Below are 14,632 nucleotides of genomic sequence, written 5' to 3'. Positions count from 1 at the left end.
CTATGAATCAACCACTTGCATACGTACATCCACAAGCAAAAATTGCACGAAATGTAGTTATCGAACCATTTACAACAATACATGCAAATGTTGAAATTGGCTCAGGAACTTGGATTGGTTCTAATGTAACTATAATGGAAGGAGCAAGGATTGGTAAAAACTGTCGAATTTTTCCAGGAGCTGTAATTTCAGCAATTCCTCAAGATTTAAAATATAATGATGAGGATACAACTGTAGAGATTGGTGATAACGTAACAATACGTGAATGTGTTACTATAAATAGAGGAACTACAGACCGAATGAAAACTGTAATTGGGGACAATTGTTTAATTATGGCGTATTGTCACGTAGCTCATGATTGTTTTGTTGGTAATAATTGTATTTTTTCAAATAATACAACTTTAGCGGGGCATGTAAATGTAGGTGATAATGTAGTTTTAGCGGGTATGGTAGCGGTACACCAATTTGCTTCAGTAGGTAATCATGCATTTGTTACCGGTGGTTCATTGGTTCGTAAAGATGTACCTCCTTATGTAAAAGCTGCACGTGAACCTTTATCATATGTAGGTATCAATTCTGTAGGTTTAAGAAGAAGAGGTTATACTACTGAGAAGATTAGAGAAATTCAAGATATATATAGAATTTTATTTCAAAAAAATTACAATAATTCCCAAGCGATAGATATTATTGAGGCTGAAATGGAAGCTACTTCAGAACGTGATGAAGTAATTCAGTTTATAAAAGATTCACATCGTGGAATTATGAAAGGATATTTTAAATCTAACTAATAAAATTACTAATAGATATATAGTAAATTTTAAAAAATAATAACAAATAAAAATGGCAACAACATCAGATATAAAAAATGGATTATGCATGAGATACAACAACGATATTTATAAAGTTGTTGAATTTTTACATGTTAAACCAGGAAAGGGACCTGCTTTTGTAAGAACAAAATTAAAAAGTGTTACCAGTGGTAAGGTTGTAGATAATACATTTCCTTCAGGAAGAAAAATTGATGCAGTTAGAGTTGAAACTCACAAATTTCAATACTTATATAGTGAAGGAGATACGTTTCACTTCATGAATCAAGTTGATTATTCTCAAATTACATTGGAAAAAAATGCATTAGATGCTCCAGAATTAATGAAAGAAGGAGAGATCGTTACTATAATCATCAATTCAGAGGATGAGATGCCTCTATCTGTAGAGATGCCAACAAGTGTAATATTAGAAGTTACGCACACAGAACCAGGAGTTAAAGGTAATACAGCTACAAATGCAACAAAACCAGCAACTGTAGAAACAGGAGCTCGTGTAAATGTTCCTTTATTTATTAATGAAGGTGATAAAATTAAAATTGAAACGACTAAAGGTACTTACCAAGAGCGTATAAAAGAATAAACATTATTCCCGCAGTAGCGGGAATTTCTTTTTTTAAATGAAATTTAAACAAGCACAAACTTTACAACAGATAGCTACATTATTGGATGTAGATTTTGTTGGTGATAAAAATTTTTCAATTACAGGTATTAACGAAATACATGTAGTTGAAGCAGGAGATATTGTTTTTGTTGATCATCCTAAGTATTACGATAAAGCCTTAAACTCTGCAGCAACAACAGTTTTAATTAATAAAAAAGTTGATTGTCCAGAAGGAAAAGCTTTATTGATTTCTGATGATCCTTTTCGTGATTTTAATAAAATAACAAAACATTTCAATCCATTTATAGCTTCAAAAGCAAGTATTTCTGAATCTGCTATTATTGGAGAAGGAACAATTATTCAACCCAATGTGTTTATTGGAGATAATGTTATTATAGGAAAGAATTGTGTTATCCACCCAAACGTTACAATTTATAGTAATTCAGTTATAGGTAATAATGTAACTATTCATGCAAATACTGTTTTAGGAGCTGATGCTTTTTACTATAAAAACAGACTAGAAGGATTTGATAAATTAATTTCTGGAGGAAGAGTTATTTTAGAAGATAATGTAGATTTAGGAGCATCTTGTACGATTGATAAAGGAGTAACTGGAGATACAACTATTGGAGCAGGAACAAAAATAGACAACCAAGTTCATGTAGGTCATGATACTGTTATTGGTAGAAAGTGTTTAATCGCTTCGCAGACAGGTATTGCAGGTTGTGTTATTATTGAAGATGAAGTAACTATTTGGGGGCAAGTAGGAACAAACAGCGGAATAACCATTGGGAAAAAAGCTGTTATACTTGGACAAACAGGAGTAACAAAGTCTGTAGAAGGTGGAAAAACCTACTTCGGAACTCCAATTTCAGAGTCGAGAGAAAAGCTAAAAGAAATAGCAGGAATCAAACGATTTTTAAAAGAGCAAAAAAACAAATAAAAATTTTCACAAATCAATATCAAACGATTACTTTTGTGATGCAAAAATTAAAATAAAAACCCATGAGTGTTTTAGTAAATAAAGATTCAAAAATTATTGTACAAGGTTTTACTGGTAGCGAAGGAACTTTCCACGCTGGTCAAATGATTGATTATGGTACCAACGTTGTTGGTGGTGTTACTCCAGGTAAAGGAGGGCAAGAGCATTTAGGTAAACCAGTTTTTAATACAGTTGATGAAGCTGTACAAAAAGTAGGAGCAGATACTTCTATTATTTTTGTACCACCAGCTTTTGCTGCTGATGCTATTATGGAATCTGCAGAAGCAGGAATCAAAGTAATTATTTGTATTACTGAAGGAATTCCTACTGCTGATATGGTAAAAGTAAAAGCTTATATCGATCAATTAGATTGTACTTTAGTAGGTCCTAACTGCCCAGGAGTTATTACTCCTGATGAAGCTAAAGTTGGTATTATGCCAGGATTTATCTTCAAAAAGGGAAAAGTAGGTATCGTTTCTAAATCAGGTACTTTAACTTATGAAGCTGCTGATCAAGTTGTAAAACAAGGATTTGGAGTTACTACAGCTATCGGTATTGGTGGAGATCCAATCATTGGAACAACTACTAAAGAAGCTGTTGAGTTATTAATGAATGATGAGGATACTGAAGCAATCGTTATGATTGGTGAAATCGGAGGTAACTTAGAAGCAGAAGCTGCTCAATGGATTAAAGCTGATGGTAACCGTAAGCCAGTTGTTGGTTTTATCGCAGGTCAAACTGCACCAGCTGGTCGTACAATGGGGCACGCCGGAGCAATTGTAGGTGGAGCAGATGATACAGCACAAGCAAAAATGAAAATTTTAGCAGAAAACGGAGTGCACGTAGTGAGTTCTCCAGCTAAAATTGGGGAAATGGTAGCAAAAGTTTTAGCTTAGTTTTTTTATGATAAAAAACTGTTAAAAGAATAAAATATATTTCTTTAGAATCCGTTGAATTTGTAAATTCAACGGATTTTTTAATTTAATCAAACCCAAAAAAGAATGAAAACATTTAAATTGCTATTACTTAGCTTGTTATTTATTTCTGTTGTTAGTTGTAAAAAAAGTACAACTTCAAATAATGAAGTAAAAACAGAAGAGCACACAAGTGCAAACGGTTTTAAATACGAAACTGTTACAAACGACCCAACAGGATTACGTTTGTATACTTTAGACAATGGTTTAAAAGTATACTTAAGTAAAAACACTGATGAACCTAAAATTCAAACTTATATTGCAGTTCGTGCAGGTTCAAACTATGACCCAAAAGAATCAACAGGATTAGCGCACTATTTAGAGCACATGGTTTTTAAAGGAACTCATAAAATTGGTACTGCTGATTGGGAGAAAGAAAAAGAATATTTAAAGAAAATTTCTGATTTATATGAACAGCATAGAACAGAAGAAGATGCAGATAAAAAATTAGCACTTTATAAAGAAATTGATAAAGTTTCTTTAGAAGCATCTAACTATTCTGTTGCGAATGAGTATGATAAAATGACTGCTTCTTTAGGAGCAACAGGTACAAATGCACATACTTGGTTTGAAGAAACAGTATATAAAAATAAAATACCTGCTAACGAATTAAACAAATGGTTAGATTTAGAATCTGAGCGTTTTAGTACGTTAGTTTTACGTTTATTTCATACAGAATTAGAAGCTGTTTTTGAAGAATTTAATAGAGGTCAGGATAATGATTGGCGTAAGCGTTATGCAGCAATGTTAGATGGTTTATTTCCTAAACATCCTTACGGACAGCAGTCTACTATTGGTACGGCACAGCATTTAAAGAATCCTTCAATGATTGATATCAATAATTATTTCGACAAATATTATGTGCCTAATAATATGGCAGTAGTTTTAGTTGGAGATTTAGATTTTGATGCTACCATTAAAAAAGTAAATGAAACTTTTGGAAAATTTGAAAAGAAAGAATTAGAACATCCAGTATTACCAAAAGAAGATCCAATAACTCAACCAATTATTAAAGAAGTTTTTGGACCAACTTCTGAATCAATCTCTATTGCATTCAGATCTGGAGGAGTAAATACTAAAGATGAAAAGTTAGTTACATTAGTTGATATGATTATGGCTAATGGTAATGCAGGTTTAATTGATTTAAATTTAAATCAAAAACAAGCAGTTCAGAGAGCTAGTTGTTCACCAACATTTTTAAATGATTATGGTTACCATTCATTTACTGGTAGTCCAAAATCAGGTCAAACTTTAGACGAAGTAAAAGCATTATTATTAGAGCAAATTGAAAAGTTAAAGAAAGGTGAGTTTGATGAGTGGATGATTGAGGCTGTAGTTAATGATTTAAAGTTAAGTCAAACACGTCAATATGAAAACAATACTGCTTTAGCTGGTGCTTACTTTAATGCATTTATTCACCATGAAAACTGGGCAGATAAAGTGAAATTTTTAGATGATCTAAAGAAAGTATCTAAGCAAGAATTAGTGGACTTTGCAAACAAGTTTTACCAAGATAATTACGTTGTTACTTATAAGCGTAAGGGAGAAGATAAGAATATTGTTAAAGTATCAAACCCAGGAATTACTCCAGTTAAGTTAAATAGAGATAAGAGTTCTGAATTTATTACAGCTTTTAATAAAGTAAAATCTGAGCCATTACAACCAAAATTTGTAGACTATAAAACTGCAATTAAAGAAACTAAAACAGATAATGATATTAAAGTTTCTTATGTTTTAAATGAAAATAATGATTTATTTGATTTGAACATTATTTTCGATATGGGTAAAGATAATGACAAGAAGTTAAGTTTAGCTGCTGGTTATCTTGAATATATTGGAACTGATAAATATTCTGCTGAAGAAATTAAAAAAGAGTTTTATAAGTTAGGAGTAGATTATTATGTTAGTGCTCAAGATGATAAAACATATGTAGGTTTAAGAGGTTTAAAAGAAAATTTACCTAAAGGACTTGAATTATTAGAAGATTTATGGGACAATGCAAAAGCAGACCAAGAAGCTTACGATAAGTATGTAGAAAAAATTTATAAAGGACGTCAAGATGGTAAAACTCAAAAAGGAAATATTCTTTGGGGAGGTTTAATGAACTATGGAAAGTATGGAGAGAATTCACCATTAAGAGATATTTTTCAAGTTGATGAATTAAAAGCAATAGATCCAACAGATTTAGTTAACGTAATTAAGGGACTTAAAAACTATAAGCAACGTATTTTTTACTACGGTAAAGATGTTGATGCGGCTGTAGCTGCTTTAAATAAATCTCATAAAGTTTATGGAGAGTTTAAAGATTATCCTGCTGCTAAAAAATATACAGAGTCTGAAACAGGAGGTAATGTTTTCTTTACTGATTACGATATGGTGCAAACTGAAATGTTATTTTTAGCAAAAGGAGAGCCTTTTAAACCAGAAAACTTAGCAGCTTCAACATTATTCAATACTTATTTTGGTAGCGGATTATCTTCAATTGTATTCCAAGAAATTAGAGAGAGTAAATCTTTAGCATATTCTGCATTTGCATCTTATAGTAATGCAAGAAAAAAAGACGATCCAAATTATGTTATGGCATATGTTGGTACTCAGGCTAATAAATTAGAGCAGGCTGTAGATGCTATGATGGAGTTAATGAATAACATGCCAGAAGCAGAAAAGCAATTTAATGCCGCTAAAAATGCAACATTAAAAAAGTTAGCTGCTCAAAGAATTACAAAATCTAATATCTTTTGGTCTTACGAAAGATTAAAGAAATTAGGAATTGATAATGACAATAGAGAAGCAATGTACAATACTATTAAAGATATGACTATCGAAGATTTAAAATCGTTTTTCGATAAAAACGTAAAAGGAGAGTCATATAACGTAATGGTTATTGGTAATAAGAAAGATTTAAATGTAAAATCTTTACAAAAGTTAGGTAAGATTAAAGAGCTAGATGTTGATTACTTATTTAACTATGTAGATAAAAAGAAGATTAAATCATAAGTTGATTTAATTATAAATCATATTAAAATCCTGCTAAAGATTAATTTTTAGCGGGATTTTCTTTTTATATTTGACCCATTAAAACAACTAATAAATGAAACTTTTAGAAAATAAAACAGCAATTATTACTGGAGCCACTCGTGGAATTGGTAGAGGAATTGCATTAGAGTTCGCAAATCAAGGATGTAATGTTGCATTTACTTTCAGTTCATCTGTAGATGCTGCAACGGCTTTAGAAAATGAATTGAAAGATTTAGGAGTAAAAGCAAAAGGATATCAATCTAACGCTGCTGATTTTGATGCAGCTCAAGAATTGGCAAAAAATGTTTTAACTGAATTCGGTACAATCGATGTATTAGTAAACAACGCAGGTATTACTAAAGATAATTTATTAATGCGTATTTCTGAAGATGATTTTGATAAAGTAATCGAAGTAAATTTAAAATCAGTTTTTAATTTAACAAAAGCTGTAATTCGTCCGATGATGAAACAAAGAGCAGGATCTATTATCAATATGAGTTCTGTTGTTGGATTAAAAGGTAATGCTGGTCAAGCAAATTACGCAGCATCAAAAGCTGGTATTTTAGGATTCTCAAAATCTGTTGCCTTAGAATTAGGTTCTCGAAATATCCGTAGTAACGTTGTTGCTCCAGGATTTATTGAAACTGAAATGACAGCTAAATTAGATGAAAAAGTTGTTGAAGGATGGAGAAACGAAATTCCTTTAAAAAGAGGAGGAACTCCTAAAGATATTGCAAATGCTTGTGTGTTTTTAGCATCTGATATGAGTGCTTATGTAACAGGACAAACTTTATCTGTAGACGGAGGAATGTTAACATAGTATTTCAAAACATAAATTATATAAAAAAGTCTGTATCAAAATTTTGATACAGACTTTTTTTACTTAAGAGGTTTTGTGCTTGTAAGGGCAAGCATGAGGGGTTTGTCTGGGGGACAATTACTAAACATAACTTTAGGGGAAAAGCTAGGGGAGTTTAGTTTTTTAATAAATTATAAAATTCAAATACTTGCCGGGGGAACAAATAATAAGGGGTTTTTGAATTTTATACCTTATTAAAGAGGGGTTAGGGGTTTTAGGGAATCATTTTTATTTATCTTTTATTATAATCTTGAAAGGTTCCATCTTCATAAAGAACCACAATATTTTTAATTTCTTTAAAATGAGCCGATTCTTCCTTTTTTTTAGGAGTCTCTGACAATCGCGTATTTGATTTTTTTTCGGGTATTTGTTCAAATGCGTTATTTTCAGAAAACAATGAAGGTTTGTCTTTTTTTATAGAATCTTCATTTATTTGAGGTAGGGCACTTTTAGGAAAACTTCCTTTACCATACACTAACCAATTCAATTCAATTTCATCAAAAGCTTTCTCAACTTTAATTATAAAATCTAAACTCGGTTTATTTCTTCCAGAGAGCAGGTGAGAAATACTTGATCTTGGTACATCAATTATATCAGCGAAACTTGAAGCAGATAAATTGTAATAATCTAATATTGTTTTTAAACGTTCAATCATTTGTTGTTTATATATGTAAACAGATAATTGCTGTTTACGATTGTAAAGATATGTGTTTTTATAATTGTAAACAAATAAAATTGCAATTATTTTCAAAAAAAGCCGAAATAACACCAATAAGAGCTAGAGATGATAACACTTAAATAACTAATAAACAATTGTTTAAGTGGTTTTAATAGAAAAAGCTTATTCTTTTAGGTTAGATTAAGAAACAATTGGTTTTTACAAATGTAACTGATTTTTTAAGTAATAAATAGTGTTTACATTTGTATTTATAGCTGATTTAGTAGTGTAAACAACTCTTTATAAGCTAAAAGTTTAATTATAAGGATATATTTTACCTTTTTATGTATAAATTAGATGTTTTATACGGCTAAAAACAATGTGTAGTTACAATTTAATGTATAATGTTAGTTTACTTTTGTAAACTTAACTAATAAATTTTCAGGAAATACGGTAAAAGCAAAATTTTCTTCAACCTTAGAAGGATTTACAGAAAGATTTAAATCAAACTGTTTACATATACTAGAAATTACAGTTGTCATTTCAATCATAGATAAATACATTCCAGGACAAAGTCTAGAACCTCCACCAAAAGCTTTGATAACTTTTGGATTGTGGTTTTTATATGGACACTCTGAAGTTATCCAACGATTAGGATTAAATTGTTTAGCATTAGAGAAATTATTGTCTTGCATTGATGCGTGGCTATTCTGTAAAATGATTCTAGTGTCTTTAGGGATAGATAAATTATTTATTACAGTATCTTCATTAGCTTGAAAAAATAATATTGGAGTAGTAGGTTTAAGTCTAATGGCTTCTTGAATTACAGCATTAGTATATTTTAAATTAACTAACTGATTATGTTCGTCAGCAACATTACCTGAATAACAATTAATAGACTCTTTTCTAATTTTATCAACTATTTTAGGATGTTGTGCTAAGTAGTAAAGAGTCCAAGATAAAGTATTTGAAGTAGTGTCTTCACCCGCTAAAAGCATTGCAATAACATTTCCGTATAATGTTTTCTCATCAAACACAGTATCCTCTTTTTCGCTTTCAACTAATAAAGCTTCTAAAAAGTTGGAAGGATTTTCTTTTAATTCGGGGTTTTCAATTAAACGTTGCTTAGCTTCTTTAATAAATTGATAAATAATAACTTCAATAGATTTAAGAGATTCTTTTAATTTTTTATCTCTTTTATTTGGTAGAATACGCCACATTGGTATCGGGGCTGTAATCCTTTCATTAATCATTGGAAAAATTAATTCTAAATGATTTTGAAAACTATCTTCCTTATTATGTATTGTATTTAATTTATAACCAAAAGCTATTTCGGTAGTAACATCAATTGTAAAAGCAATAAAGTCATTAATTATTTCAATTGAATCTTTATTAGAATTACTATAGCCGTTAATTTTTGAAATTAAATTTGAAGTTTTTTCTTTAATAATAGGGTAGTAGCCTTTAACTTTTCTAACATTTAAAGCTTCAGCAACGGGTTTACGTTGTTTTTTCCAATGTTCTCCTTCAGCATTAAAAACTGTATGAAAGCCCATTTCAATAAAGACTTCATTGATTTTAGAAAGTCGCCTGAATTTTTCAGGACGCTGTTTTAAAATAGTGTTGTTAATATCCGGATTTGCTGAAACTAAAGCTTTTATAGGACCTAATTTTATAGTAAAAAGTTCGCCATACTCCTTAACCCACTCTTCAAGAATACGATGTTTATTCTTCTTCTTAAAGTCATTTAAATTTCCTGAAAGAAAACTTCCTTTAGGAGTTTTTAAATCTTTTAATGAAATTAGAGTAGTATCGGGTGTATTCATATCCTTATATATAATAAGGTAACAATATAATGTAAAGTTTTTGACACTTATTTATATATAGCAAAAAAAGAAAGGACACATTAAAAATGTGTCCTTCTAACTTTAGTATTTTTAATATAGCCCTTCAATTCTATACTAAGAATAGTTATAATACTAAATTAATAAATATTCATATAATTGAATGTAACATTTGTTACACTTAGTAATTATTTAACGTTTTCTACCCATTTACGAGCATTTACAAAAGCTTCTAACCAAGGAGAAACTTCATCTTTTCTACCATCAGGATAATTAGCCCAGTTCCATTGGAAAGTAGAACGCTCTATATGTGGCATCGTTACTAAATGACGACCAGTTTTGTCACATAACATTGCTGTATTATAATCAGAACCATTTGGATTATTGGGGTAGCCTTCATATCCATATTTAGCAACTATATCATAATTTTCTTCAGCTTCAGGTAAATCAAATTTTCCTTCACCATGAGAAATCCAAACACCCAATTCTGTTCCTGCTAATGATGATAGCATTACAGAGTTGTTTTCTTGTACTTTGACAGAGGTAAATGAACTTTCATGCTTCTTAGAATCGTTATGAACTAACTTACCGTGTACTTTATGATCAGGGTTAATTAAATCTAATTCCATCCATAATTGAGCACCATTACAAATACCTACAGATAAAGTGTCTTTCCTATTAAAGAAATTCTTTAAAGCTGTATTGGCTTTTTCATTGTATAAAAATGCACCAGCCCATCCTTTAGCAGAACCTAATACATCAGAATTAGAGAAACCACCAACAGCACCAATAAACTGAATATCTTCTAGAGTTTCACGACCAGAAATTAAATCCGTCATATGAACATCTTTGACATGAAAACCTGCCAGATACATAGCGTTAGCCATTTCTCGTTCAGAATTTGAACCTTTTTCACGAATAATGGCTGCTTTAGGTCTTTTACTTACACTACCAACCGTATCTTTTAACTTACCAGTAAAGTTAGTAGGAAAGGTATATTTTAAAGGTTGAACTTTATAGTTATCGAATCTATCTTTAGCTAAACCGTTTGCTGTTTGTTTATTATCTAATAAATAGGAAGTTTTATACCATACATCTCTCATTTCAGCAACATCAAAAGAGAAATTGTCTTCATTGTTTTTGATAGTTATTTTTTCAGAATTATTAGCTGTACCAATAGTAAAGAATTGAATATTATTTTCTGATAAGATATTTTCTACGGAAGCATCAGCCTGGAATACAATTCCTGAATTCTCAGCAAATAATAATTTGATACTATCATTTTCATTGATTTGAGATAAATCAACATCAGCTCCTACATTTACATCAGCAAAACATAATTCTAATAAAGTCGTAATCAATCCTCCTGAAGCTACATCATGACCTGCAACAATCTTATCTTCCTTAATTAGATTTTGAATTACATTGAAAGCAGATTTAAAGAAGTCGTTATTAGTAATAGTAGGAGTAGTGTTTCCTATTTTATTTACAATTTGAGCAAAAGAACTTCCTCCTAACTTAAACTTATCTTGCGATAAATTGATATAGTAAATGCTTCCATTATTTGGTTTTAAAACCGGTTCTATTACTTTAGTTATATCATTGCAGTTGGCTGCTGCTGAGATTACTACAGTACCTGGGGAAATAACTTCTTCATTAGGGTACTTTTGCTTCATTGACAAAGAGTCTTTCCCAGTTGGAACATTGATTCCTAAATCAATTGCAAAGTCAGAAATAGCTTTAACAGCTTTATACAAACGAGCATCTTCTCCTTCATTTTTACAAGGCCACATCCAGTTTGCTGATAATGATACCGATTGTAAACCGTCTTTTAATGGTGCCCAAACAATATTAGTTAAAGCTTCAGCAATAGAGTTTTTACTTCCTGCTTCTGGATTTATTAAACCAGAAATAGGAGAGTGTCCAATAGAGGTCGCAACTCCTTCTTTACCTTTATAATCTAATGCCATAACCCCAACATTGTTCAGTGGAATTTGTAATGGACCAACACATTGTTGTTTTGCTACTTTACCACCAACACATCGGTCTACTTTATTAGTTAACCAATCTTTACAAGCAACAGCCTCTAGCTGTAAAACTTGTTCTAGGTAGTTGGTGAAATTTTCTTTTGAATAATTTACTTCTTCATAATTACGAACTACAATTTTGTCATTCATAATTGTTTTAGGTGAACTACCAAACATATCTTCTAAAGCTAAATCCATCGGTTTATTTCCGTTAGATTCAGATTCAAAAGTAAAACGATGATCGCCTGTTACATTACCAACAGTGTACATTGGAGAACGTTCACGGTCAGCAATTTTATTTAATGTTTCAATATGTTTTTCAGCAATAACCAATCCCATACGTTCTTGAGATTCGTTACCAATAATTTCTTTATTAGATAAGGTAGGGTCTCCAACAGGTAATTTGTCTAAATCAATTTTACCACCAGTATCTTCCACTAATTCAGATAAACAATTTAAATGTCCGCCTGCACCATGATCGTGTATAGAAACAATAAAGTTTTCTTTACTTTCTACCATACCACGAACTGCATTGGCAGCACGTTTTTGCATTTCTGGGTTAGAACGTTGTACAGCATTTAATTCAATTCCTGAAGCAAATTCACCGGTGTCAGCTGAAGAAACTGCTGCACCTCCCATACCAATACGATAGTTTTCTCCACCAAGAATTACAATTTTATCACCTTCTTTTGGAGTATCTTTTAAAGCTTGTTCATTTTTACCATAGCCAATACCTCCAGCTTGCATAATTACTTTATCAAAGCCTAATTTTCTAGCTTCCTCTTCATGCTCAAAAGTTAATACAGAGCCACAAATTAAAGGTTGTCCAAATTTATTTCCAAAATCAGAAGCTCCGTTAGAAGCTTTAATTAAAATATCCATTGGAGTTTGGTATAACCACTTGCGTTCATCCATTCCTTGTTCCCAAGGACGGTTTTCTTCTAATCGAGAATACGAAGTCATATAAACAGCTGTTCCAGCTAAAGGTAAAGAACCTTTTCCTCCAGCTAATCTATCTCTGATTTCTCCTCCTGACCCTGTTGCTGCTCCATTGAAAGGTTCTACCGTAGTAGGGAAGTTATGTGTTTCCGCTTTTAAAGAAATAACAGATTCGTAGTCTGTTGTTTCATAAAAATCTGGCTTATCTGCACTTTTAGGTGCAAACTGTTCCACTTTTGGTCCTTTTACAAAGGCAACATTATCTTTATATGCAGAAACAATATCGTTAGGATGTTGTTTTGACGTTTCTTTAATCAACTTGAATAAAGAAGTAGGCATTTCTTCTCCATCAATGATAAATGTACCGTTAAATATTTTATGACGACAATGTTCAGAATTTACTTGAGAGAATCCAAAAACCTCAGAATCCGTTAATTTTCTTCCTATTTTTACTGCTACACTTTCTAAATATTCAACTTCTTCAGTGTTTAATGCTAATCCTTCTTGTTGATTGTATGCATTAATATCATCAATCTCTATAATAGGTTCAGGTTGAATATCAATTGTAAAAGTATCTTGATTTAAACCATTAAATTTCTGAGAAATCATAGGGTCAAAATCAGAAAAATCAGCATTTACAGCTTCAAATTCTTCAATTCTGATAATATCAGAAATCCCCATGTTTTGTGTAATTTCTACTGCGTTCGTACTCCAAGGAGTTATCATAGCTGCTCTTGGGCCAATAAAAAAGGCGTCAAGAGACGCCGTGTTTATTTTAGATTGGTTGCCAAATAACCAAGATAACTTAGAAATTGTTTCAGTAGATAATTCTTTTGTTGCTTGAACAGCAAAAACTTTACTGTTTTGGTTTCCGAAGAAATGAATCATTATGTTGTTGTGTTTGTGTGTTGTTTTAAGAGCGTAAATTTAGTTTTTTAAAATGAAATAAAAGCATAAAAAAAGCAGCAAAATTTGCTACTTTTTATTTTAATTTCTATTCGCTGGAATTCTATCTCGTTCTATTTTCCCTTTTTGTAAAGCTTTATAATTTTCATAGCAGTTAAGTACTGCTTCAATTAGCTGTAAATCACTTGCTTTTTTGATAAAGTATTCAGAGTAATTACAGTCAGAAAGTAATTTGGTTAACTCCTGTTTATCCATCTCTAGATACTCCATCATTACTTCTCTATCAAATTTACCGGCTAGCATTTTACGCAAGTCATCTTCTTTTTTTAGTTTTTTTAGCTTCTTGAGCTGTTTTGGTTTGTTCCCAAAGAGATTATAAACTAAATCAACTGGATTTAAGAGTTTAGCTATAGGAGATGATATTTTTTGAGGTTTACCAATTTCATAGGTTTGTGGTAATCCATTAATATGAATTCTTGTAAAACGGTCTTTAGGTACTTGCTTAACATCTACTTCTAAAACACCAATTAACTTGGTAGATTTAATAACAACTTCTTTTACTTCTTCAGGTTTTTCCTCTAAAGAAATAACAACTTCATTTCCTTTTAAAAGATCGTTTGTAACTTTTAGCTTGATAGAAGAGAATCCAAGAAAGGATACTAAAACTGTATCATTAGCTTTTGAGGTTAATTCAAATAGCCCTTTTTCGTTAGTAATGGTACCAGTAACAGTATTTAAATTCAATATATGAGCAGCACTTAAAGGTTTTTTAGTTTCTGCGTGAATAATTTGACCTTTTAGTTTTTGATTTTGAGAAAAACCAATAAAAGATATAAATAAAAGTACTAGTAGGGGTAAGTATGTTTTCTGCATAATGCAATAATAAGAATTATTAGAACGAAACAAGTTAATAAACTGTGAAATTGCTTATGAAATGCAAATACTATTCCGTAAATATTTTATACAAAAAAAGCGCTCTAAAAGAATAGGCGCTTGA

The 14,632-nt window shown here is 30.9% G+C and carries 10 protein-coding genes; 6 read left to right on the top strand and 4 right to left on the bottom strand.

Going from position 1 to position 14,632, the window contains the following annotated elements:
* Positions 1-2 precede the first annotated feature (2 nt).
* The 6 genes from lpxA (at position 3) to fabG (ending at position 7,222) form a co-directional block, all read left to right on the top strand.
* Positions 3-788 carry an acyl-ACP--UDP-N-acetylglucosamine O-acyltransferase gene (lpxA, locus tag H3Z83_RS01105; protein WP_182123637.1) on the top strand — a complete coding sequence of 262 codons (786 nt, stop codon included), beginning with the start codon at positions 3-5 and terminating at the stop codon, positions 786-788.
* A 52-nt stretch (positions 789-840) separates the two neighbouring features.
* Complete coding sequence (gene efp / locus H3Z83_RS01100; RefSeq protein WP_182123636.1) at positions 841-1,407, top strand: elongation factor P; 567 nt, start codon at positions 841-843, stop codon at positions 1,405-1,407.
* A 37-nt stretch (positions 1,408-1,444) separates the two neighbouring features.
* Positions 1,445-2,371 carry a UDP-3-O-(3-hydroxymyristoyl)glucosamine N-acyltransferase gene (locus H3Z83_RS01095; RefSeq protein ID WP_182123635.1) on the top strand — a complete coding sequence of 309 codons (927 nt, stop codon included), beginning with the start codon at positions 1,445-1,447 and terminating at the stop codon, positions 2,369-2,371.
* Between the two features lie 62 nt (positions 2,372-2,433).
* Positions 2,434-3,306 (top strand): succinate--CoA ligase subunit alpha, encoded by an 873-nt coding sequence (gene sucD, locus H3Z83_RS01090; RefSeq protein WP_182123634.1) that lies wholly within the window; start codon positions 2,434-2,436, stop codon positions 3,304-3,306.
* Positions 3,307-3,411: 105 nt separating this feature from the next.
* Complete coding sequence (locus H3Z83_RS01085) at positions 3,412-6,381, top strand: M16 family metallopeptidase (RefSeq protein ID WP_182123633.1); 2,970 nt, start codon at positions 3,412-3,414, stop codon at positions 6,379-6,381.
* A gap of 94 nt (positions 6,382-6,475) precedes the next feature.
* On the top strand, positions 6,476-7,222 hold the full coding sequence (gene fabG, locus H3Z83_RS01080; RefSeq protein WP_182123632.1) for a 3-oxoacyl-[acyl-carrier-protein] reductase: 747 nt from the start codon (positions 6,476-6,478) through the stop codon (positions 7,220-7,222).
* A 271-nt stretch (positions 7,223-7,493) separates the two neighbouring features.
* Here fabG and H3Z83_RS01075 read toward each other — a convergent pair whose 3' ends face one another.
* From H3Z83_RS01075 to H3Z83_RS01060, 4 genes are all read right to left on the bottom strand, one after another.
* A complete protein-coding gene (locus H3Z83_RS01075) occupies positions 7,494-7,916 on the bottom strand; it encodes a helix-turn-helix domain-containing protein (RefSeq protein WP_182123631.1) in 423 nt (140 codons plus the stop codon).
* Between the two features lie 410 nt (positions 7,917-8,326).
* Positions 8,327-9,745, bottom strand: coding sequence for a cytochrome P450 (locus H3Z83_RS01070; RefSeq protein WP_182123630.1), 1,419 nt, complete (start codon positions 9,743-9,745; stop codon positions 8,327-8,329).
* A 206-nt stretch (positions 9,746-9,951) separates the two neighbouring features.
* On the bottom strand, positions 9,952-13,617 hold the full coding sequence (gene purL / locus H3Z83_RS01065; protein WP_182123629.1) for a phosphoribosylformylglycinamidine synthase: 3,666 nt from the start codon (positions 13,615-13,617) through the stop codon (positions 9,952-9,954).
* A 99-nt stretch (positions 13,618-13,716) separates the two neighbouring features.
* Positions 13,717-14,508 carry a carboxypeptidase-like regulatory domain-containing protein gene (locus tag H3Z83_RS01060; RefSeq protein WP_182123628.1) on the bottom strand — a complete coding sequence of 264 codons (792 nt, stop codon included), beginning with the start codon at positions 14,506-14,508 and terminating at the stop codon, positions 13,717-13,719.
* Positions 14,509-14,632: the final 124 nt, after the last annotated feature.

This window comes from Tenacibaculum pelagium (genome assembly GCF_014062345.1).
Classification (GTDB): Bacteria; Bacteroidota; Bacteroidia; order Flavobacteriales; family Flavobacteriaceae; genus Polaribacter; species Polaribacter pelagius.
Note: the sequence above shows the minus strand (reverse complement) of the source record. Positions and strands in the feature narration are given on the sequence as shown.

Excerpts from the sequence above, each read along its gene's own strand:
- purL (WP_182123629.1), bottom strand. The coding sequence starts at position 13,617 with ATGATTCATTTCTTCGGAAACCAAAACAGTAAAGTTTTTGCTGTTCAA.
- sucD (WP_182123634.1), top strand. The coding sequence starts at position 2,434 with ATGAGTGTTTTAGTAAATAAAGATTCAAAAATTATTGTACAAGGTTTT.
- H3Z83_RS01070 (WP_182123630.1), bottom strand. The coding sequence starts at position 9,745 with ATGAATACACCCGATACTACTCTAATTTCATTAAAAGATTTAAAAACT.
- efp (WP_182123636.1), top strand. The coding sequence starts at position 841 with ATGGCAACAACATCAGATATAAAAAATGGATTATGCATGAGATACAAC.
- H3Z83_RS01095 (WP_182123635.1), top strand. The coding sequence starts at position 1,445 with ATGAAATTTAAACAAGCACAAACTTTACAACAGATAGCTACATTATTG.
- lpxA (WP_182123637.1), top strand. The coding sequence starts at position 3 with ATGAATCAACCACTTGCATACGTACATCCACAAGCAAAAATTGCACGA.
- H3Z83_RS01060 (WP_182123628.1), bottom strand. The coding sequence starts at position 14,508 with ATGCAGAAAACATACTTACCCCTACTAGTACTTTTATTTATATCTTTT.
- H3Z83_RS01085 (WP_182123633.1), top strand. The coding sequence starts at position 3,412 with ATGAAAACATTTAAATTGCTATTACTTAGCTTGTTATTTATTTCTGTT.
- fabG (WP_182123632.1), top strand. The coding sequence starts at position 6,476 with ATGAAACTTTTAGAAAATAAAACAGCAATTATTACTGGAGCCACTCGT.
- H3Z83_RS01075 (WP_182123631.1), bottom strand. The coding sequence starts at position 7,916 with ATGATTGAACGTTTAAAAACAATATTAGATTATTACAATTTATCTGCT.